At 47.8% G+C, this 21299-nt stretch carries 17 protein-coding genes; 13 read left to right on the top strand and 4 right to left on the bottom strand.

The genetic code is table 11. The features are described from left to right. Positions 1-133 precede the first annotated feature (133 nt). Both CWC33_RS01400 and CWC33_RS01395 read left to right on the top strand, forming a co-directional pair. On the top strand, positions 134-2356 hold the full coding sequence (locus tag CWC33_RS01400; RefSeq protein ID WP_198511837.1) for a S9 family peptidase: 2223 nt from the start codon (positions 134-136) through the stop codon (positions 2354-2356). A gap of 52 nt (positions 2357-2408) precedes the next feature. Then, positions 2409-2801 (top strand): acyl-CoA thioesterase, encoded by a 393-nt coding sequence (locus CWC33_RS01395; RefSeq protein ID WP_053952867.1) that lies wholly within the window; start codon positions 2409-2411, stop codon positions 2799-2801. A 20-nt stretch (positions 2802-2821) separates the two neighbouring features. On the opposite strand, the gene CWC33_RS01390 is transcribed toward CWC33_RS01395, so the two are convergent. Together CWC33_RS01390 and fldB are read right to left on the bottom strand one after the other, a co-directional pair. Further along, positions 2822-5227, bottom strand: a complete 2406-nt coding sequence (locus tag CWC33_RS01390; protein ID WP_100690487.1) for a zinc-dependent metalloprotease — start codon at positions 5225-5227, stop codon at positions 2822-2824. Positions 5228-5230: 3 nt separating this feature from the next. Then, on the bottom strand, positions 5231-5752 hold the full coding sequence (gene fldB, locus CWC33_RS01385; RefSeq protein ID WP_100692242.1) for a flavodoxin FldB: 522 nt from the start codon (positions 5750-5752) through the stop codon (positions 5231-5233). A 115-nt stretch (positions 5753-5867) separates the two neighbouring features. Here fldB and CWC33_RS01380 point away from each other — a divergent pair, with 115 nt between their 5' ends. Next, on the top strand, positions 5868-6143 hold the full coding sequence (locus CWC33_RS01380) for a YfcL family protein (protein ID WP_100690486.1): 276 nt from the start codon (positions 5868-5870) through the stop codon (positions 6141-6143). Here the strand turns inward: CWC33_RS01380 and mnmC are convergent. Next, entirely contained in the window at positions 6117-7934 is a 1818-nt protein-coding gene (mnmC, locus tag CWC33_RS01375) for a bifunctional tRNA (5-methylaminomethyl-2-thiouridine)(34)-methyltransferase MnmD/FAD-dependent 5-carboxymethylaminomethyl-2-thiouridine(34) oxidoreductase MnmC (RefSeq protein WP_100690485.1), read from the bottom strand. The two genes, CWC33_RS01380 and mnmC, sit on opposite strands and share 27 nt — an antisense overlap. Before the next feature lie 134 nt (positions 7935-8068). On the opposite strand from mnmC, the gene fabB reads away from it, so the two are divergent. The 10 genes from fabB (at position 8069) to purF (ending at position 19616) form a co-directional block, all read left to right on the top strand. Next, positions 8069-9283: a beta-ketoacyl-ACP synthase I gene (gene fabB / locus CWC33_RS01370; protein WP_088768561.1), complete on the top strand. Its 1215-nt coding sequence runs from the start codon at positions 8069-8071 to the stop codon at positions 9281-9283. 20 nt (positions 9284-9303) lie between these two features. Then, a complete protein-coding gene (locus CWC33_RS01365; protein ID WP_100690484.1) occupies positions 9304-10449 on the top strand; it encodes a 4-phosphoerythronate dehydrogenase in 1146 nt (381 codons plus the stop codon). 9 nt (positions 10450-10458) lie between these two features. Beyond that, complete coding sequence (locus tag CWC33_RS01360) at positions 10459-11475, top strand: aspartate-semialdehyde dehydrogenase (protein ID WP_088768559.1); 1017 nt, start codon at positions 10459-10461, stop codon at positions 11473-11475. Between the two features lie 79 nt (positions 11476-11554). Then, a complete protein-coding gene (locus tag CWC33_RS01355) occupies positions 11555-13912 on the top strand; it encodes a FimV/HubP family polar landmark protein (protein ID WP_100690483.1) in 2358 nt (785 codons plus the stop codon). An 11-nt stretch (positions 13913-13923) separates the two neighbouring features. Then, on the top strand, positions 13924-14706 hold the full coding sequence (gene truA, locus CWC33_RS01350; RefSeq protein WP_100690482.1) for a tRNA pseudouridine(38-40) synthase TruA: 783 nt from the start codon (positions 13924-13926) through the stop codon (positions 14704-14706). Between the two features lie 83 nt (positions 14707-14789). Continuing rightward, positions 14790-15674 carry an acetyl-CoA carboxylase, carboxyltransferase subunit beta gene (gene accD, locus CWC33_RS01345; protein ID WP_100690481.1) on the top strand — a complete coding sequence of 295 codons (885 nt, stop codon included), beginning with the start codon at positions 14790-14792 and terminating at the stop codon, positions 15672-15674. Next, complete coding sequence (gene folC, locus CWC33_RS01340) at positions 15671-16951, top strand: bifunctional tetrahydrofolate synthase/dihydrofolate synthase (protein ID WP_100690480.1); 1281 nt, start codon at positions 15671-15673, stop codon at positions 16949-16951. The genes accD and folC overlap by 4 nt, the downstream gene beginning before the upstream one ends. 2 nt (positions 16952-16953) lie before the next feature. Beyond that, entirely contained in the window at positions 16954-17499 is a 546-nt protein-coding gene (locus tag CWC33_RS01335; RefSeq protein WP_100692241.1) for an SPOR domain-containing protein, read from the top strand. Positions 17500-17589: 90 nt separating this feature from the next. Beyond that, positions 17590-18084, top strand: a complete 495-nt coding sequence (locus CWC33_RS01330) for a CvpA family protein (RefSeq protein ID WP_053952856.1) — start codon at positions 17590-17592, stop codon at positions 18082-18084. Between the two features lie 14 nt (positions 18085-18098). Then, a complete protein-coding gene (purF, locus tag CWC33_RS01325) occupies positions 18099-19616 on the top strand; it encodes an amidophosphoribosyltransferase (protein ID WP_088768554.1) in 1518 nt (505 codons plus the stop codon). A gap of 76 nt (positions 19617-19692) precedes the next feature. Here purF and astB read toward each other — a convergent pair whose 3' ends face one another. Continuing rightward, a complete protein-coding gene (gene astB / locus CWC33_RS01320) occupies positions 19693-21036 on the bottom strand; it encodes an N-succinylarginine dihydrolase (protein ID WP_100690479.1) in 1344 nt (447 codons plus the stop codon). Positions 21037-21299 lie beyond the last annotated feature (263 nt).

Here is a 21299-nt window from a genome sequence, read left to right as displayed (position 1 = left end):
GTTTTTCAGTGGCGGTGTTCTAGTGACAGTATTTTCCCGTCAGTTCACCGCACAGTCCCCGACATTTCATCGTCAGTTTGCTATCATTGTTAACAGCTGTTTAACAAGTCACTTTAAGGTCGCTGTTTTGTCTATTAAATCCCATTTTGTTACCACATTGATTGGTGTTTTTTGTGTCGTTCTAAGTACTTCGGCAACTGCCGAAAAACTTACAATAGAGCGTTTGTTTAGTGCGCCGTCTTTGGTCGGTGAAAAGCCCCGTTCATTGCGATTTGCGCCCGGCGATAATTATCTGTCTTATTTAAAAGGCAGTGAGGCTAATCCGGATCGCTATGATTTATGGCTTTATGACATTAAAAAAGCTGAGCATACGAAACTGGTTGCAGCCAATGACTTAACGTCCAGCTCGCAAGAGTTGTCTGACGAGGAAAAGGCTCGCCGGGAACGTCAACGTATTAGCGGAACGGGCATTATCGAGTACAGTTGGTCATATAATGGCGATGCCATACTGTTTCCTTACAACGGCGACATATTTTATTATTCTGTGAAAAGCACCAAGGTGGAGCGCTTGACCGAAACGGCAGCGTTTGAAACCGATGCTCGCTTGTCTCCACACGGTAACTTTGTCTCTTTTATTAGAAACCAAAACCTTTTTTATATCGACTTAGATACCGGAGAAGAAACGGCGGTAACCACAGCCGGTGGAGGGTTAGTCAAATACGGTATGGCGGAATTTGTTGCCCAGGAAGAAATGAAGCGCATGACGGGCTACTGGTGGTCGCCCGATGAGTCGGCTATTGCCTTAACCCGGGTCGATGAGAGCCCTGTGCCTGTGGCAACACGTACCGAAATATACGCAGACGAAGTGAAGGTTATTAAACAGCGCTATCCATTTGCTGGTGCTGATAATGTCAATATCGATCTGGGCGTTTACCACCTGGCAAATGAGCGTACTAAATGGCTTGGCTTAGATGAGCTGGGGGACGGGTATTTAGCCCGGGTCAATTGGCTAAATGATAGCGAGAGATTGAGTTACCAATGGCAAAGTCGCGACCAGCAACATATGGCCTTGCGTCTTTTCAATGTGAATACCGAGCAGCAACAGATCTTGGTCGAAGAAACCTCAGATACCTGGATTAATCTTCATAACGACCTGTACTTTCTGGAAGATAACAACCATTTCATTTGGGCATCGGAGCGCAGCGGGTACAAACATTTGTACTTGTACCGACTGGATGGCTCGTTAATTCGTCAGCTCACTTCAGGTGACTGGATGGTCGATGAACTGGAGGCCGTTGATGAAAGCTCTGGTATTTTGTATTTCACCGCACGGCGCAAAAGTCCACTTGAACGTCATTTGTATCGAGCTCAGTTAAATAGCGGCTCCAGTAATAACCCAACGCAGATTACTGAGCGAGAAGGTATGCACGACGTCGAGTTTTCATCGACGTTCCACCGCTACATTGATACGTTCTCCTCGCCTGAACAGCCAGTACAAGTCAGTTTGCACGGACCAACGGGAGAGCGTCAGGCGTGGCTTTTGGAAAACAACATAGACAAAAAACACCCACTTGCGAAGTACATGCGAGACTGGAGTTATCCGGAATTCGGCGAGCTAACGGCTGAAGACGGACAAACGCTGTATTATAAAATGACCAAGCCGACGGACTTTGATAAAACCCAAAAATACCCTGTTATGGTTTATGTATACGGAGGGCCGGGCGCACAGCGGGTGACTAAAAGCTGGGGCAACCATTTTGTTCAGTACATGGCGCAGCAGGGCTTTATTGTCTTTATGTTAGACAACCGGGGCTCGGATAACCGTGGCAAAGCGTTCGAGGCACCTATTTATAAGAATATGGGCGCACCGGAAGTGACGGATCAGGTAACCGGAGCGACTTTCCTTAAGTCATTGCCTTATGTGGATGGGAGCCGTATCGGTATTTATGGGCACAGCTACGGCGGGTATATGACGCTGATGGCGATGTTTAAAGCGCCTGAATATTTCAGCGCCGGGGTGTCCGGAGCCCCGGTAACCGACTGGCGCTTGTACGACACTCATTACACGGAACGATTTATGGGCATGCCAAGCGAGGGGGAAAACTATGAAAATGCTTCAGTATTTCCATACGCCGATGGGCTGAAAGGTGACTTGCTGATGTACCACGGCATGGCTGATGATAACGTTCTATTCACGCACAGCACCAAACTTTACAAGCAGTTGCAGGACAACGAGCAGGCGTTTGACATGATGAATTACCCGGGCAAAAAGCACTCCATTAACGGACGTCATACAAAAATTCATCTCTATTCGATGATCGCCCAATTTTTTCAACAAACCATTGGCGAACAATAGGTTATAATATGCGCATATCCTTCTCGAAAGAGTTCTCAACAAAGGAGTGGTTATGCGCTTTTTATCTCGCCGTTTAGTAATGCCTAATGATCTTAACTTTGCCGGCTCACTGTTTGGTGGCCGTATTCTGGAGTGGATTGACGAAGAGGCATACATCTTTGCCAGCTGCCAGTTAGGCGCTAAAAGCCTGGTGACGAAACACATTGGTGCCATTACTTTTGAAACTTCAGCATTTCAGGGCGACGTTGTTGAGTTCGGTCTGGAAGTGAAAACGGTCGGGCGCACCTCATTGGCCATTACGTGCTTAGTGCGGAATAAGCATACCAAACAAAATATCTGTACAGCGGATGATATTGTCTTCGTTCATATTGACCCTGAAACTCGTAAGCCAACGGCTCACGGTAAAACGAAGGACGAATTGGACGATTTTGCAGGGTCGCTATAAGCAACCCTGCAAGTTATCAATTAGATAGGTGAGCCTGGAGGGAGTGCTTCAGGCTCATAGCTTTTCGGCCATTCCCCATCCTCTATAAACCCTTCAATATCGGCAGCAAGCTGGGTTGCAAAACGATTGCCATTTGCGGCTAGCGTTTCTTGCATGCGTTTTATTTCTGACATGACTTGCAAGCGACTTTCAGGCGCTAAACTGTTGCTTTGAGCGACCTTGATAAGCGCGTTCACTGCTGTGGTAACGAGTCGCTGACGCAATGGGCTGGTCGTGTTTTTGTTCCAGTCGTTGAAGACCTGCTTGAAAACCTGAGAGCTTACTCCTGCCGGTGAAGGTACATTACTGTCGGCACTATGTTGTTGTGCCAAACGGTTTAACCGTTGAGGGTTCAGCAGTAATTGCAGTGAATGATTCGCAGCGCTTGCAGCCATGCTAACAGGATCTGGAATTAATCCCGTCTTGCCGTCAAACCGCTCGCGTGAGTCGCTTTCGCCATAGGCTAACGGCACTAACCATTGTTGTATTTGCTTTGGTACGGTTAACGTATCGGCGCTAATGGTTCTGAGTAATTGAGAAAGAGCTGACTGCTGGCGCGAGCCTCCAACCGCTTGGTATCTGTCCGTATTATCACCCGCCAGATAATACTCATAGTTGACACCGCCAAGCCATTTGACCGCTGCTTCGGTCTGGTAACGATGCAATAAGTAGACGGGAACGAAAAACTCCTGCAACCGGCTCAAAGGTTCATTGTCATTAAGAAACGCTTTGCTGAAATTATTAAGAACTTGCTCTCTGACGGTTAGTAAGCGCTCCAGCTCGGTAACCGGATTACTGCCGTTATCCCATAAATGAGCTGTCGGGTGCGCGCCACCGGTGGGTCGAGCATCTCTGTCTGAAATAAAACTCAAGCCTAAGGACTTATTTTTATCCAGAATACGGGTTAACTGTTCAGTCGCTGATGGCATACCGCCGAAGTCACTGTATCCGTAAGCAATGACTTGCTTATCCCATACACCTAATCCAACATCGTACGCGTCTGCCAGTGTCAGGGTGCCTTCGGTCGTCAGGTTAACCAAGGGATGAGGGTAGTCCATAACCGAGGCGCGATCCGTTGTACTGGCCGCAAAGTTATGAGCAATACCCAACGTATGGCCAATTTCATGGGCACTCAATTGGCGAATACGAGCTAACGCCATTTCCTTAACGGCTTCTTTTAATGCCTGTTTGTCGTCAAAAAAAGGTGCAAGCAAAGCCGATGCTATTTTCATATCCTGGCGTACACGCAAAGAGCCTAAGGTAACGTGACCCTTAATAATTTCACCGGTACGCGGGTCGATAATTGACGAGCCATAAGACCATCCGCGGGTGGCCCGGTGAACCCATTGAATAACATTATAACGAACGTCCATAGGATCGGCGTCTGTCGGCAGCATTTTCACCTGAAACGCATTGTCATAACCAATGGCTTCAAAGCCTTCCTGCCACCATTTTGCGCCTTCTAATAACGCCGAGCGGACCGGCTCCGGCGCACCGGGGTCAAGGTAGTAGGTAATAGGCTGACGTGCTTCACTTTCAGACGCAATAGGATCTTTTTTCTGTAAACGGTGGCGCGGAATGTATTGAACCATCATTGATTCACCAAGCGGAGCCGCATAGTCTTTAAAACTGTGTGACCAGAAACCGCTGTTAGTATGAAATTCACGTGGCAAGTAGCCGGCATCCGGAAGCTGAATAAATGAATGGTGTAAGTGCAGGGTTAAAGCGTCAGCATTGGCTGCAGTTTCGCGTACCCAGCGCCCTTGACCCTCTCCAACAAAGGTGACTTTCGCTTCCAGTTCAGTGTTTTTAGGAAAGCCTTTGCTGCGCTCGGGGTATATCACAGAACGTTGAGCATCGACGTTATATTGGCCTTGTTCTGTGGCTGTTAACCGCTGAGCGACACCGTGCACGTCAGTGAATAAATACGGTGTGTAATCAATGAGTACGTGAGATTCGTCGCTGGCAACAATGTTGAAACCGTAAAGAACTGAGTCAGCGAAAGCTTCATTCACGCTTTGACGCTCTGCTGCATTCTCAGTTTGCGCCCGGTAATAGGTGTTATGTTGCATTAGTAACGCTTTATCGCCTTCAATATGAAAAGACGACAATCGGGTTTCGCCTAACTGTCCCCGGTCTAAACCAATGTCATTAGAGCCCAATCCCCAGGGTAAACTGGTTTGAAAAATGAACTGTTTGCCACTTCTTGGCACTTGCAGGTAATACTTTCCATTGGCTGCGTCATGATAAAAGGTAAAGAAGCCGTTTTGTTGAGAAAAAGATTCGGTGAAGGCTTCGATAGTGGTTGGCGCTTTTTGCTCAGACGCGAGACTGACTGAAGTGATACTGCTTAAAACAAGCAGAAAAATTAAGAGTATGTGTCGCATGATTTATCCCAGTTGTTCTGCAATTTCTTCTAATATTTGTGTCGTCCACTGCTCAATACGTTCATCAGATAACTCATATTGTGAGTCTTCATCCAGTGATAAGCCGACGAACTGCGAGTTATCTGCGGTCAATGCTTTCGAGGCGGCAAAGTCATACCCTTCGTTCGGCCAAAAACCGATGCGCTTACAACCATGGTCGGCGATGGCGTCATGCAGCATGCCAAGCGCATCTTGAAACCAGTCAGTGTATCCCTCCTGGTCTCCCATACCGTAAAGCGCCACAATTTTTCCGTTTAGGTCAACATCGTTAATATCATCCCAATGACTTTCCCAGTCTTCCTGAAGCTCACCAAAGTCCCAGGTGGAAATACCGAAAATAAGAATGTCGAACTGTTCGGCGTCTTTGAGGGGAGTATCCTGAATATTAAATAAGGTCACAATATCGTCACCGATGGCTTGCTGAATTTTCTCGGCAGCTATTTCCGTGTAGCAGGTGGTAGAACCGTAAAACAAACCAATTTGCAGTGACATAGATTACACCTTGACCTTAAGTTAACGATTGGATGTGGATGCATTGTACCAAAAAGACCGATAGAATGACGCACCTTTGTAACGCAGTATCAATTGAGAAGAGGGCAGTATGGACTTTGATCAACAGGTCGAGCAACTGGAAACCGTGTTTGACGAAACCGTGGTGTCAGGAAATGACGATGAGCTGTTTGCCAGCGGTTATTTGCGCGGCCATTTCGATTTGGTCGTAGCGCAGTTGGAAATGGCCGGGAATGCCGATGTTGACAAAATAATGCCGTCGCTTGAACAGGCGGTTCATGATACGCGTCACGAACTTTCACCTGCGGATCAAGCGCACATTAAAAACCTCATGGATAAATTAGCTGCGAAAGCGAGCCGGGGATAACCTGGCTAATGCGTCACTGGTCAGTGGCAGCGTTTCACCACATATCATTCCTGCAATAATTTCACCAGCCAATGGCGCTGATGTGAAGCCTCTTGAGCCAAGTCCGGTGACACCGTACAGACCTGAGTCCAGCAGCCCAATGATCGGTTGATGGTCAGGTGTTGTCGCCCTTACCGAGGCTCTTTGTTCAACAATCTGTAACTTTTCTGCCCAGGGTTGTTTCGCGTTGTGGGTGAGTTGTTGAAGGTTTTCCTCGTTATCTTCCGGGCGCGTTGCCAAATCTGTTTCACCACGATTAAATGTCGCCCCCAGGCAATGTATACCCTCAGACTCAGGCACTAAGTAGCCTTTATAACACAGCACGGTTTTTAATGGTTTAAGGCTGTCAGAGGTTTTTACTTGGGTAATTTGTCCGCGTACCGGGTTTATTGGCAAGTTGCCGACCTTTACTGGCAGCAGTTCATTAACACGATGCCCTGTCGCAAGTACTAAGTCCTTTGTGTGAATGCTCTCTCCACTTTCCAAGTTGACGCTCCAGTTACCATCATCTGAATGGCTAATGCTTTCAACTGAGTCGTTTATAAAGGTACTTTGGGCGTGTTCAAACAATGCCTTAACGACTGTTTTAGGTGTTAACCAGCCCGCTTGCGGATAAAACAGAGCAGGAGTACCGATAGTGATGCCGGCGGTTTTGTTCGTTTTTTCTGCGTTTAAGTAGTGAACCGTTGTCTCGTTATATAAATCACCAGCAACTTTTTGAAAGCGCTGCTCCCGTTGCTCATTGAATGCAGGCTGCAATACGCCGCTGGCGTGCCAGTGCTCCGGAACGTATTGCCGGTAAGTGTTTAGCGCCGTACTAAAAGCTTGCCAGTAAAAGCAACTAAGTGGCGTGTGTTCTGCATGCAGCAGTGGATATACGGCGCCTTGGGGGTTACCGGATGCGCCGTCGGCTATACTGGGCGAAATCACTTTGGAAGCAACTCCCCGTTTTTGTAACGACAAGGCGCAGCACGCAGCACTTATTCCTGCGCCAACGATAACGACCGGCTCTGTTGACACTTCAGGTTCAACCGTTGCCCCCTGAAACTGGCCGCATATCATCTCGCGCTTACGTCCATAACCGGGCACTTTACTGACGGTAAAACCAGCCTCGGCAAGTCCGCGGCGAACAATGCCAGCTGCTGTAAAGGTGGCATAAGTTGTCTTTTTATGAGCGGTCACTGACATGGTTTCAAAAAGCGGTTGTTGCCACATATCCGGGTTCTTTGATGGTGCAAAGCCATCTAAAAACCAAGCGTCTACTTTATGCTGAGCCTGAACCTGCCACTGGGGAAATAGCTGGTTAATATCACCAATCCACAAGTCTAAAGTAATTCTTCCTTCAGCGAAGGTAAGCCGGTGGCATCCGGGCTCCGGTGACGGATAATGAGACAGAAACTGCGAGCTGATACTTTCCACCTCTGGCAGTAAGGCGTAGGCTTGTTGCAATTGCTCGACGGATAAGGGAAATTTCTCAAAACTGATAAAGTGCAGACGACTGTCCGGAGAAGCCGATTCGATAAATTGTTGCCATGTCAGCAAAAAGTTTAGGCCAGTGCCAAATCCTGTTTCTGCAATGGTAAAGCATTCATACTTTTTCAACGTTTTCCAACGGGCGGGTAATCCGTTGTGCTTGAGAAATACGTATTGGCTCTCGTCGACACCGCTTTCCACAGAAAAATAAATATCATCGAAAGAGGTGGAAACGGGGACACCATACTCGTTAAACTTGACCGACGCTTTAGAATTCAAGTGTTTGCCCCATGATTTATTGGCAGATGCTCGCTATAATAACAAGATTACTAAAAACAGTGCACAAAGCAGACCACATTCTTAGAACACGTTAGTTACTATACCGACGTATAAATGTTAGACAGGATTTTAGAATGAGAAGAGCAGTGATAACCGGCCTTGGTATCGTATCAAGCATCGGTAACAATCAAGAAGAAGTACTGGAAAGCTTGCGTCAGGGCAAGTCAGGCATCAGCCGTTCAGAATCATTTGCGGAGATGGGGCTTCGCTGTCAGGTTTGGGGACCCGTAAAGCTGGATCCTAAAGACCACATTGACCGCAAAGCATTGCGCTTTATGGGCGATTCAGCCGCTTATGCTTACATTGCTATGTCTCAGGCGATTGAAGACGCAGGCTTAAGTGAAGAGGAAATTTCGAATCCGCGTACAGGTTTGGTTGTTGGTTCTGGTGGCGCTTCAGGTGAACATCAGGTAGCGGCAGCCGACATCCTGCGCGAGCGCGGTGTGAAACGTGTCGGACCTTATATGGTGCCTCGCTGCATGGCATCAACGACATCAGCGTGTCTTGCGACGCCATTTAAAATTAAAGGCGTAAACTATTCAATCAGCTCGGCGTGTGCAACCTCGGCTCACTGTATTGGCCACGCGTTGGAGCTTATCCAATTTGGTAAACAAGACCGTGTGTTTGCCGGTGGCGGTGAAGAACTACACTGGACCTTAGGTATGGAATTCGACGCCATGGGCGCATTAAGTACCAAATACAATGACACGCCTGAGAAAGCATCACGTACCTATGACCAGGATCGCGATGGTTTTGTACCAGCCGGTGGCGGCGGTATTTTGGTGATTGAAGAGCTGGAAGCAGCTAAAGCACGTGGTGCGAAAATTTATGGCGAAATTGTTGGCTACGGCGCCACTTCTGACGGCTATGACATGGTTGCGCCATCAGGTGAAGGGGCGGTTCGTTGCATGAAAATGGCAATGGAAACCGTCGATAGCCCAATTGACTATCTGAATACTCACGGAACCAGCACGCCAGTGGGAGACGTGAAAGAGTTAGAAGCGATTCGTGAAGTGTTTCCTGAGAAAACACCGATGATAAGCGCTACCAAAGCAATGACAGGTCATGCATTGGGTGCGGCTGGTGTTCACGAAGCCATTTATTCATTGCTGATGCTGAAGCACGGCTTTGTCACGCCATCTATTAACATTGAAAAGTTAGATGAGCAGGCCGATGGCATGAACATTATTCGTCAGACAACGGATGCGCCGCTGCGTACCGTTATGTCCAATAGCTTTGGTTTTGGTGGCACAAACGCGTCATTGGTTATGCGCCAATACGCAGAGTAACGGTGTCATCGGTAAGTACGATGAATATCGTCGCCGATAGAAATATTCCTGCGCTGTCGACTTTATTGTCAGGCGCAGGACATCTTCATTTTTTTTCCGAACGAACCCCTTCAAAAGAATTACTGGCCAAAGCGGATGCTTTGCTTGTGCGTTCAATTACCCAAGTGAACGAAGAGCTTCTTCAACTGTCTCCTAACTTAACCTTTGTGGCTTCTGCGACTATTGGCACCGAGCATATCGACACCGAATTACTCACTGAAAGAGGCATTACTTTCGCTCACGCGCCTGGCGCGAACGCTTCGTCCGTTGGTGAATATGTATTGTGCGCAGTTTTGCAGTGGCTCGATCAAAAAGAGGTCGACTCGTTAGCCGATTTAGACGTTGCCATTGTTGGCGCCGGTCATACGGGGCAGGCGGCAGGGCAACGCTTACAAGCGCTGGGTATGAACGTGCATTACTACGATCCACCACTCAGTAAAAAAGGCGAAAAGGCGGTGCATGATCACTGGCAACGGGTTATTACCGCCGATATTATTTCTTGTCATGTTCCGCTGACTCGCGGAGGAGATTGTCCGACGCACCATTTGTTTGAACATACGGCGCTACAGTCTCTGCATGAAAATCAATTGCTGATTAACGCGAGCAGAGGGGCGGTGATAGATAACTCGGCGTTGCTTGAAAGGGCGCAGCAGGGTGAAAAACCTTTTGTGGTGCTCGACGTCTGGGAAGGCGAGCCTGAGGTGTTAAAGCCATTGGTAGACTGCGTTGATATTGCAACGCCGCATATTGCCGGACATAGCCTGGAAGGCAAAATAGGTGGTGCCGTAATGGTTGCCGATGCTCTGTTGGCGCATTGTCAGCTTAAGAGCGATTATGACAAAAATTTAGTGTTGCCGAGAGCTGATTGGCCAGCGCTGGACGCGGTTCAGTTGCTATCAATTAGCTCGCTCTCACGGTGGGTGAATCAACATTACGACATAATGAGCGACGATGCCCGTTTTCGGCGGTATGGGATGACGCCCGAGGGTTTCGATAGCATGCGTAAAAAATATCGCAAAGAAAGCCCTCGCAGAGAGTTCATAAATCAGGTCGTTGCATGCCATAATAGCGAACAATATATCCAATTCTTACAGTTGGGCTTTGATGCCCAACAAACAGACCGTTAAGGAGTAACTATGGCAGACGGGTTTCGCGTAGCAGTTTTAGGAGCAACAGGACTGGTTGGTCAGCAAATGATTGATATTTTGGCTGAGCGAAAATTCCCCGTCGCTGAGTTGTATCCGTTAGCCAGTGCCCGTTCTGCAGGAGCAACCGTCGACTTTAATGGTGACGAGAAAGAAGTACTGGTTGCCGATGACTTTGACTGGTCAAATGCAGACATTGCCTTTTTCTCGGCAGGTGGGGCGATTTCAAGAGAGTTCGCTCCTAAAGCTGCCGATGCCGGCTGTGTCGTCATTGATAACACCTCTGAGTTTCGTTATGAACCCGATATCCCACTGGTGGTGCCGGAGGTCAATGCCTGGGCTTTGGCCGACTTTCGCAACCGCAACATTATTGCGAACCCAAACTGCTCAACCATTCAAATGTTGGTCGCGTTAAAACCTATTCATGACGCGGTGGGTATTGAGCGTATTAATGTGGCGACCTACCAGTCGGTATCTGGTGCGGGCAAAGAAGCAATGGAAGAGCTGGCAAAGCAGACCGCAGAGTTACTGAATGCAAAACAGCCCACCGTTGAGAACTTTAGCCGACAAATTGCATTTAACTGTATTCCGCAAATTGATGTATTTCAGGACAACGACTACACCAAAGAAGAAATGAAAATGGTGTGGGAGACGCAAAAAATATTTAATGACCCCAGCGTACGGGTCAATGCAACAGCAGTGCGTGTACCGGTCTTTTATGGTCACGCAGAAGCGATTCATATAGAAACTCGCCAACCAATTACTGCGGAGCATGCCAAACAGCTATTGAGCGAAGCGCCGGGGGTAACCCTCATGGAGCAACGTGAAGAGTTTCCGACGCAAGTCAGTGACGCAGCCGGAAAGGACGACGTGTTTGTTGGCCGTGTTCGTGAAGATATTAGTCATCCTCAAGGGCTTAACTTATGGGTGGTATCTGACAACATTCGCAAAGGCGCAGCAACGAACAGTATTCAGATTGCTGAAACTTTAATTCGTGAATACTGGTAATTTAAGCGGCTGTATGTCATAAAGTTTTTATTACTGACGCCGTTAAAGATAAGAGCAAAGCGCGGGCAGAGAACAAGGGATGAAAAAAACGATTACAGGGCAAGTGTGTAAATATCTTTCGCTAACAATATTGTTACTGGTGAGTCTCAGTAGCAATGCATTGCCGTGGCAACAAGATGGCACCGTTATCAAAGGCCCTAAAGGTTCGGAAGCGGAAGATGTTCGTATTGGACAGGAACGTTACGGACCTATCTCAAGTACTGATACTCTCTGGGATATTGCTCGCCGTTATAAACCCCACTCCAGTGTCACCCAATACCAAACGATGGTCGCCATTGTTCAGGCTAATGACGAAGCCTTTGTCGATGGCAATATGAACCGTATGCTCGACGGTTTTTATTTGCGAATTCCGTCGTTACAAGAAATTCAAATGGTTAACCCGGAAGCTGCTCGTCGCCAAGTCGTGGTTGACGGTCAGTTGAAGGAAAAATCTCAGCAGCTCTCTGAAGTTGAACAAAGCACTCAGCGAACCAGAGAAGAGCAAGCGCAACTGCTGGAAGAAGCGAAAGCTCGTGCAGAGCAAGCTGTGCAAGAAGTTGAGCAACGACAAGAGCAAAACTTTGAGGATTTGCGAAACGAAGTTCGCAACTCTATGCAAACGGTTCAAAAAATGTATGACGAGAACCAGTCATTACAACAGCGCATCGATGCGCTAGCGGAACGTTTGGACGAGTTGGCACAAAGCGCAAGCAAAACGGATGAACTGGAAACTCAGTTCCAGCAAGTATTGGCTCAGCAACAAGAGCTTATTGAGCAGCAAGCGGCAATGCGTCAGGCCGAAGAAAACTCCGGTTTTGTGGATTGGTTGCAAAACCCGATAAATATGATGCTGGTGTCGATATTACCTGCCTTACTGATTATTGGCGGCGTTGTTTTATTCTTAATGAAACGCTCGTCAAAAAATAAAGATGAAGAGCCAGAAGTTGCCAGTAAGAAAGAGCTGAGTGAAGAAGAAGCAGCGGCTGAACTTGACAAAGAGTTAATGGGTGGCGCTCCGCAGAATGACGCTGGCGATGGCATTTTTGATATTGATGAGAGTCAGCAAGTTGACGTTGATGAAGAAGATGACGGCGACGATTTAAGTGCACTCGAAGCTGAGCTAAGCGGTTCTGGAAAGGCGGAGCCGGAAGAAGACTTCAGCGTACAACTCGACGATGAAGATGAAACCGCTCAGAGTCAGGAAAAGTCCAATGATGCTGAGAATACCGGCGATGACGATGACATTGACGAAGATGATAAGGCCGTGCTTCCAGATAACGATGATGACGCCGGTGAGCTGTCCCAGGAAGAACTCGATCGCTTGTTTGGCGAATCGGACGACGATGAAGAAGCGATCGATCTGTCTATTAGCGACGACGAGGTGGCTGATGAGGACGAAAGCGACGCAACAGCTGAGCAAGCTAGTGACGAAAGCTCCGAGCCGGAACAAGAGGTTAGTGACGCGGTAGAAGATACTGAGTCGGAGTCGCTGGAGGCTCGAACTGAAACTTCTGAGAAAAGCGCTGCTGATGACTCTGCCGATGAGAAAGCGGATGAAGCTGAAGGCGAGTCAGATGATTTGCTGCCGGATGACTTTGATGACAGTGAAGTCGATGAGGTTTTAGCGGATTTAGGGCTGGGTGACGACTTCGAAGATGACGAAAGCCCGGAACAGTCAGATAGCAGCAGTATCTCTGAAGAAGCTGACACTGAGGAAGCAGCGGATCCGGATGATATACTTGCTCAGTTTGCAGAGGACACATCAGCAGGCAGTGAAACGAAAGCCGAACCGAAAAACGAAGTAGATGACTCAGCTGACGAGAGGATAGACGTTGGTGGCGAAGAAGAAGATGACCTCGAACAGCTTCTAAAAGAATCCGATGAAGTGACTCAGGCGCTCGATGACTTTGACGATGTCGAAGAGGAAGTTCCGGAGGACGATGAGGCATTGGATGAGGCGGAAAGTCAGGCCGATGACGATCTGGAGTCGCTATTTGGTGGTGCGCCAGAGAGTGACGAGAAGCCCTCTGAAACGGTTGACGAGTCTGCGGGGGAAAACGACGCTGAAAAAACAGATGATGCCGACTCATTCACGGCTAACGATGACGCAGACTACGTCGATATAGACTCGCTGATGGCGGAAGCTGACGAAGAAGATGAAGACGATGATCGTTATGAGTCGTCAGCAGTGAAAGGCGCCCTGCCGGACGACGATGAAGTCCAGGAAGGTGAAGCTCCGGCCGACGATGATCCCGCTGGGCAACTCGATTTAGCGCGTGCTTATATCGAAATGGACGAGAAAGACGAAGCACGTGACATTCTTCAACAGCTGATAGATGGCGACGACGAAGCGCTTGCTGAAGAAGCTAAAGCTCTTAAAAACCGTTTAGATTCGTAAGGTTAAGTAGTATGCGAATAGCTTTGGGGCTGGAATACGACGGCAGCCAGTACTATGGCTGGCAACGACAGCGCGAAGTCATTAGTGTCCAGCAGCATTTAGAAGACGCATTAAGCAAAGTTGCTAATGAAACCGTGGAAGTCACTTGCGCCGGTCGAACCGACGCGGGCGTTCATGCAACTGCGCAAGTTGTGCACTTTGACGTAGAAAGCGAGCGAAAAAATGCCGCCTGGACGCTAGGCGTCAATAGTAACTTACCAGATGGAATAGCCGTTCGTTGGGCAAAACCCGTTGCCGAAGACTTTAACGCCCGTTTCAGTGCAACTGCCAGACGCTATCGCTATATTATTGCGAACACGCGCTTGCGCCCGGGCATACACGCAGCAGGGGTCAGTCATTACCACCAACCGTTGAACGAACGCTTAATGCATGAAGCCGCTCAATCGTTAATCGGAGAGCACGACTTTACTTCCTTTCGGGCCGCTCAGTGCCAGTCCCATTCGGCCAATCGAAATGTCACGCGACTGGAAGTGACGCGTAAAGGCGACTTTGTCATCGTTGATATTAGCGCCAATGCGTTCCTTCATCACATGGTGCGTAATATTGTTGGTAGCCTTATTGTTATAGGCCAGGAGCAACAGCCAACCAGCTGGTTAAAAGAATTACTCGAACTAAAAGACCGCACACAGGCGGCAGCAACAGCTAAACCGGGCGGTTTGTACTTGGTGGCTGTGACGTATCCAGAGAGCTGGGGTATTCCAACCGCCACACCAGGACCGCTTTGGTTAGAGTGACTGTTATGACCTCTTTTCTTGATTGAATTGTGCTACCATGTAAGCTATTCCAATAAACTTATTAGAGCTGTAAGCCGAATACTATGAGCTGGATTGAAAGAATTCTCGCAAAGCCAAAAGTAAACAAGAGACGTGGTGTTCCAGAAGGGGTTTGGAGCAAGTGTACATCTTGTGACAACATTATTTATCGTGCCGACTTAGAGCGCAGTCTGGATGTGTGCCCTAAATGCGACCATCACATGCGTGTAACCGGTCGTCGTCGCCTGGATATCTTCCTGGATGAAGGCAACAGAGAAGAAATAGGTACGGATCTTGAACCTAAAGATGTCTTAAAATTTAAAGACTCGAAAAAGTATAAAGACCGTATTGCCGCTGCGCAGAAAAGTACCGGAGAAAATGACGCACTTATCGCTCAGAAGGGTGAGGTAAAAGGTGTGCCGTTGGTTGCCGTTGCTTTTGACTTCAACTTCATGGGCGGCTCAATGGCCTCTGTCGTTGGCGCTAAGTTTGTTAAAGCAGCTGAAGTTTGCCTGGAAAAACGCATTCCGTTGGTTTGCTTTTCCGCATCGGGCGGCGCTCGTATGCAGGAAGCCCTGATGTCATTGATGCAGATGGCAAAAACGTCAGCCGCACTAGCGCGGATGAGCGAAGAGGGTATTCCGTTTATTTCTGTATTGACGGATCCGACGATGGGTGGTGTCTCGGCGAGTTTAGCCATGTTAGGCGACATCCATATCGCTGAGCCTAAAGCGCTGATTGGTTTTGCGGGGCCTCGAGTGATTGAACAAACAGTTCGTCAAACATTACCGGAAGGTTTTCAGCGCGCAGAGTTTTTGTTGGAGCATGGCGCTATCGACATGATTGTTGATAGACGAGATATGCGTGACACAGTCGCGCGTTTGCTCGCCAAAATGCAGCATCTGCCTTCACCGGAAACGGCTGTAGAACCTCAACCTGAATCAGAATGAACGAAGCCTCTGAATACGTACCTGTAGCTTCTGATAAGCTGCAGGTATGGCTCGATTACCTCGAAAAACTTCACCCGTCGGAAATAGACTTGGGTCTGGAACGAGTGTCGCAAGTAGCTGCGAATGCAAATATCCTGACTCCTGCGCCGTATGTCATTACTGTTGGTGGAACCAATGGTAAAGGCTCAACAGTTTGTTACTTAGAAGAAATGCTATCGGCGGCAGGTTACAAAACCGCAGTGTACACCTCACCACATATTGTGAAGTATGAGGAGCGTGTGCGTATAAACCGAAGAATGTTGCCTGAACAACATCACGCCGGCGCTTTTGCCGCAATTAATGCGGCGCGAAAAGGGATATCGCTCACTTACTTTGAGTTTGGTACATTGGCGGCATTACAGCTTATAAAGCAGGCCGAAGTTGACGTAGCGATACTGGAAGTTGGTTTAGGGGGACGCTTGGATGCCGTGAACTGCGTTGACCCGGATGTATCGGTCGTTACTAGTGTCGGCATTGACCACATTGCTTTTCTCGGTGATAACCGAGAACAAATTGGTCGGGAAAAAGCAGGTATCGCACGGGCAGGTAAGCCGTTGATTTGCGGCGATGTTACCCCCCCTCAATCAATAAAGACCTCGGCTGAAAACATAGGCGCCAAACTCTTCCAGGTAGGAAAAGATTTTTTTAGAAAGGAGTTTGAAAAAGAATGGGAGTATCGCAGTCATCGAGTGTATGCTCGCCACCTGCCTAAGCCCCAGCTTCCTTTAATTAACGCATCGACCGCTATCGCCGCTATTGAGCAGTTGCCACTGCCGGTCAGTCTGGACGCGATTAAAATGGGTCTGATTTCAGCCGCTTTACCAGGTCGAATGCAGGTCGCGAAATATAAAGGTGTCGATGTGCTTTTAGATGTCGCACACAACCCGCAGGCGGCTGCTTATGCTGCAACCTATATAGCGTCGAATTATCAGGGGCAGCGAGTCTACGCCGTTATTGGTATGCTCTCAGATAAGGATCATGCTGGAGTTAAAGCGGCATTAGAGCAGAACATTTCTGAGTGGTTTGTTGGTACACTCAACGAACATCGTGGTGAACAAGCCGGGCAATTAGTAAAAAACATGAAGCTGACGGATAATTACCAAGTGTTTGACGATGTGAATGCGGCTTTTGAGGGCGCAATAGCAAAAGCAAAAGAATGTGATGAGAAGCCTCTGGTTTTCGTGTTCGGCTCGTTTTACACTGTGTCCAGCGTTAATCAAATAACAGTGGGAGCATGACCTTGGCCAGTCCTCTACAAAACCGTCTTGTGGGTACTTTAATACTTGTCGCTTTAGCGGTCATTATTATTCCTGAAGTATTGGATGGAAAAAAAGAGCAGCCAGTTGATCCTATTGAAACCATTCCCCTGAAACCAGAATCTGAAGAGGCACTACAACAACCTAATGCTTTATCAGACGAATTGGTTGCTGAACCAGTAGAAGAAGAGCCGTCACAAGAAGACACTGAGGTGACAGCAGAGGCTGCAGAGCCTATTTCTGAGAATAAAGGGCTTAAAGCACCACCAAGAGAACCGGTCGAAGCAGAAATTGATGGTAAAGCCTGGGTTATTCAACTGGGCGCGTTTAGTAAAGAAGAAAGCGTCAAAAAGCTTGTCGAGCAACTCAGAAGTAGAGGGTACGCGGCGTACTCAGAAAAGTCAGCCAGCGGAAAAATAACGCGCTTACTCGTTGGACCGGATACCTCCGAAGCTGAGCTTGAGAAGCAACTGGTGCCGCTCAAGGAACTGACAGGACTCAATGGCAAAATCATGACGTACAAGCCATAAAAAAATGCAATATGTGTGTAAAAAACTCACAATTATGCACCTGTTCTGTTAAAATCCACGCCGTCTTTTGCGCAGCAACTGTGAGTGCTTATGGTCTGGATTGACTATGCCATTATCATTGTTATTGGCCTGTCCTCAGTAATTAGCTTAGTTCGAGGCTTTGTCAAAGAAGCCGTGTCTCTGGCAATTTGGATATCTGCATTTTTCATTGCCAGTTACTTTTACCAAGACTTAGCTGTTTACTTCACTGGTATTGAGCAACCCATGCTCAGAAACGCCGCTGCCATAGCCGCTTTGTTCGTTGCGACGCTTATTATTGGCGCAATTCTTAACTACATTATCTCAAAACTGGTTCAACATACCGGGCTATCTGGGACAGACAGGGTGCTTGGACTGGTTTTTGGTGCGCTCAGAGGCCTGCTTATTGTCAGCGCGCTGCTGTTCTTTATTGACTCATTCACGCCGCTCTCTTCCAGCGAGTGGTGGCAAAATTCGTTACTCATTCCTCATTTCGGACTCTTTATTCAATGGTTCTTCAGTTATCTGGAGAACAGCTCGAGTTTTTTAGTCCCTCAACCTGTATAGAATGGTGAAAAGACATGTGTGGTATTGTTGGTATTGTTGGTAAGCAACCGGTTAACCAAGCGCTTTATGACGGCTTAACCATGCTTCAGCATCGGGGGCAGGATGCCGCAGGCATTATGACCGTTGATGAGCACAATACATTGCGTTTGCGCAAAGCAAACGGTTTGGTTCGGGATGTTTTCCATACCCGTCATATGCACCGCTTATCCGGTACCGTGGGTATTGGCCACGTTCGCTACCCAACGGCTGGTAGCTCAAGCTCTGCAGAGGCACAGCCATTTTATGTGAACTCGCCATTTGGCATTGCAATGGCACATAATGGCAACCTGACAAATGCGGCAGATGTACATGAGCATTTATTTAAAACCGCCCGCCGTCATATTAATACCACCTCAGACTCAGAGATTTTACTGAACGTCTTTGCTAACGAATTGGATAAAAATGACAGTTTAACGCTGAACGATGATGACATCTTCAGAACGGTAACGGCTGTCCACCGTAAAGTTCGCGGCGCTTATGCAGTGGTTGCAATGATCATTGGACATGGTTTAGTGGCGTTTCGTGACCCTTGGGGCATTCGACCTCTGGCGCTTGGTAAGCGTGACACCGAAGACGGTGAGGAATACATTGTTGCGTCTGAAAGTGTTGCTATCGACGGCACCGGATTCAAGTACGTACGTGATGTTGAACCGGGCGAAGCCATTTTTATTACCAATGACGGCAAGCTGTATTCCCGTCAATGTGCAGACAAGCCAATGCACTGTCCATGTATTTTTGAGTACGTTTACTTTGCTCGTCCAGATTCGTTCATTGACGGCATATCGGTCTACGCCAGCCGTGTGAACATGGGACGTAAACTGGGCGAGAAACTTAAGAGAGACTACGCCGACTTGGATATTGATGTCGTCATTCCTATTCCTGAGACGAGCTGTGACATTGCTCTGGAAATAGCGAGTGTGCTCGACTTACCGTATCGTCAGGGCTTTGTAAAAAACCGTTATATTGGTCGTACGTTCATTATGCCGGGGCAGACACAGCGTCGTAAGTCTGTACGTCGTAAGCTCAACGCCATTAGCGCCGAGTTTAAAGGCAAAAATGTTCTGTTAGTGGATGACTCTATCGTTCGTGGCACAACCTCTGAGCAGATTATTGAGATGGCCCGTGAAGCCGGTGCTAAGAAGGTTTACTTTGCTTCAGCAGCGCCGGAAATTCGCTTCCCGAATGTTTATGGTATTGATATGCCGAGCGCAAACGAACTAATTGGCCATGGTCGCGAAGCAATTGAAATTCGCGATATGATTAAGGCCGACGGCTTGATTTACCAGGACCTTGATGACTTAGTCGCAGCCGTAGGTGAAGAGAACACGTCAATTAAACGTTTTGAGACCTCAGTGTTTAGTGGTGAATATGTGACTGGCGATGTAAACCAAGAGTATCTGGATAAGCTGCACGCGGCCCGTAATGATACCGCAAGAGCAGAAAGAGAAGGCTCTGAAGACGCGAACTTGGAGCTGCATAACGACAACGATTAATGCTTCGTTGCGGTTAAAAGAAAGGGCGCTGAGGAATATCCCCGGCGCCCTTTTTTATTGAGGTGTTTTAAATGAATTAGTCTCGTTGGAATGCGTAGACTGAACCTAATTTCAATATTTGAGTTAACTCATCCAAAGCGGCACGAGACTCTTCTAATAAAGCGGGATCTTTCAAATCATCAACGGCTAACTCATCGCGGTAGTGCTTGTTAACCCACTGGTTTAGCCGATCAAACAAGGCGTCTGACATTAAGCAGTTCTGGTTAGCTGCTGAGATTTCTTCGTCATTCATGGCAACACGAAGGCGCAAACAAGCAGGGCCGCCGCCATTACGCATACTTTGTTTTACGTCGAAAAATTTCACGTGCTTGATTGGACCACCCTGGCTAACAAGACCATCCAAATAACGTTTAACCCGAGGGTTTTCTTCACATTCGGTCGGTGCAATGATTGTCATTTCACCATTAGGAGGCGTAATCAGCTGAGTATTAAATAAGTAAGTACTTACCGCATCTTCAACACTTACATCGTCGGTCGCAACCTTAATAAAGTGAAGTTCACCATCGTTACCAAACTTCTGTTGAATTTCAGCTAACTTTGCATCGGTATCGGCGAATGCTTGCTCGTGATAGAACAATACATTCTGGTTACCGACAGCAATAACGTCGTTATGAAATACGCCCTGGTCGATAACGTCGGGGTTTTGTTGCATAAATACGGTGTTGTCTTCACTTAAACCGTGTAAACGAGCGATCGCTTGAGACGCTTCCAGAGTTTGGCGCGCTGGGTAACGTTTGGGGGCTGGTTTAGAGCTGTCAAACGCATGGCGGCCATAAACAAAAAGCTCGACACCCGCATGGCCATATTCGTTGCATAAACGAGTGTGGTTAGCGGCACCTTCATCGCCAAAGTGTTCGTTGTCCGGTAAATGCTTATGATGCTCGAAGTAACGGGCGTTTTCGAACATAGCCTGCAGTATACGACCACTCGTTTCAGGCTCGAGTGAACGGTGATACTTATTAGTTAGGTTGGCCGGAGTAAAGTGAACCTTACCATTAGCGGTATCTGCGCTGGGGGATACCGTTGCTGCGTTTGCTGTCCACATACTCGAGGCTGAACAAACGGCCTGGAAAATAGCCGGTGCTTCGGAAGCGGCTTTATAAAGCACTTCTGCGTCTGTACCGGTAAAGCCTAAACGACGCAATGCGTGTGTATCAGGACGTTCCTGTGGTGCAAGCACACCTTGCTTCATTCCCATATCGTGCAACGCTTTCATTTTTCTTAAGCCTTGCAGTGCCGCATCTTTAGGACTGGATGACGCTTTTGCATTTGCTAACGAGGCGACATTACCAAAAGACAGCCCGGCGTAATTATGGGTTGGGCCGACTAAGCCGTCGTAGTTGACTTCAAAGTGTTCCATGCTCACTAGGGATTACTCCTGCACGTTATGTGCACCTGATCATTGAATTTGTACACATTATACTGTTTTAAAATGCCCTTGAAAGCCTTTATTTTAAAGCCTTTGCTGAAAGCCTGCGTGTTTTGACTGTTTATTTAATTTGTGCGAATTTTTATCAAAAAGAACGAATCATGGTTGTTTCTCGTAACGATAACCGATATACCTAAAAAAGGCCGCTGAAGAACAATTGCCCTTGTAATTTATATCTTTAGCACGTATATACA

This window comes from Idiomarina sp. X4 (genome assembly GCF_002808045.1).
Classification (GTDB): domain Bacteria; phylum Pseudomonadota; class Gammaproteobacteria; order Enterobacterales; family Alteromonadaceae; genus Idiomarina.
The sequence above is the reverse complement of the archived record's forward strand: the minus strand, read 5'-3'. Positions and strand labels throughout refer to the sequence as shown.

Coding starts and splice junctions, on each gene's coding strand:
- CWC33_RS01395 (WP_053952867.1), top strand. CDS start 2,409: ATGCGCTTTTTATCTCGCCGTTTAGTAATGCCTAATGATCTTAACTTT.
- CWC33_RS01390 (WP_100690487.1), bottom strand. CDS start 5,227: ATGCGACACATACTCTTAATTTTTCTGCTTGTTTTAAGCAGTATCACT.
- CWC33_RS01380 (WP_100690486.1), top strand. CDS start 5,868: ATGGACTTTGATCAACAGGTCGAGCAACTGGAAACCGTGTTTGACGAA.
- fabB (WP_088768561.1), top strand. CDS start 8,069: ATGAGAAGAGCAGTGATAACCGGCCTTGGTATCGTATCAAGCATCGGT.
- CWC33_RS01365 (WP_100690484.1), top strand. CDS start 9,304: ATGAATATCGTCGCCGATAGAAATATTCCTGCGCTGTCGACTTTATTG.
- CWC33_RS01360 (WP_088768559.1), top strand. CDS start 10,459: ATGGCAGACGGGTTTCGCGTAGCAGTTTTAGGAGCAACAGGACTGGTT.
- CWC33_RS01355 (WP_100690483.1), top strand. CDS start 11,555: ATGAAAAAAACGATTACAGGGCAAGTGTGTAAATATCTTTCGCTAACA.
- truA (WP_100690482.1), top strand. CDS start 13,924: ATGCGAATAGCTTTGGGGCTGGAATACGACGGCAGCCAGTACTATGGC.
- accD (WP_100690481.1), top strand. CDS start 14,790: ATGAGCTGGATTGAAAGAATTCTCGCAAAGCCAAAAGTAAACAAGAGA.
- folC (WP_100690480.1), top strand. CDS start 15,671: ATGAACGAAGCCTCTGAATACGTACCTGTAGCTTCTGATAAGCTGCAG.
- CWC33_RS01330 (WP_053952856.1), top strand. CDS start 17,590: ATGGTCTGGATTGACTATGCCATTATCATTGTTATTGGCCTGTCCTCA.
- purF (WP_088768554.1), top strand. CDS start 18,099: ATGTGTGGTATTGTTGGTATTGTTGGTAAGCAACCGGTTAACCAAGCG.
- astB (WP_100690479.1), bottom strand. CDS start 21,036: ATGGAACACTTTGAAGTCAACTACGACGGCTTAGTCGGCCCAACCCAT.